Below are 251 nucleotides of genomic sequence, written 5' to 3' on the forward strand. Positions count from 1 at the left end.
ACCTTTAGGTTACTCGACTCAGAGAAGCTCTTACCACACTTTTTACAACAGAAAGGCTTCTCTCCAGTGTGTACACGATGGTGTTTCTTTAGGCTACCGGAGTCACTGAAACTCCTCCCACACTGTTTACAACCGAACGGCTTTTCCCCGGTGTGGATACGCTGGTGTACCTTTAGGTTACCTAAGTCACAGAAACCCTTCCCACACTGCTCACAATAGAAAGGTTTTTCACCGGTGTGCGTGCGCTGGTG

The 251-nt window shown here is 48.6% G+C and carries 1 protein-coding gene; it reads right to left on the bottom strand.

Annotation, left to right across the window (positions count from 1 at the left end; translation table 11 throughout):
* Positions 1 to 251, bottom strand: a 251-nt coding sequence (locus IEQ44_RS18330) for a C2H2-type zinc finger protein (RefSeq protein WP_193639461.1), incomplete at both ends; no start/stop codon positions are given.

It is taken from the genome of Nocardioides malaquae, from assembly GCF_015070385.1.
Classification (GTDB): Bacteria; Actinomycetota; Actinomycetes; order Propionibacteriales; family Nocardioidaceae; genus Nocardioides; species Nocardioides malaquae.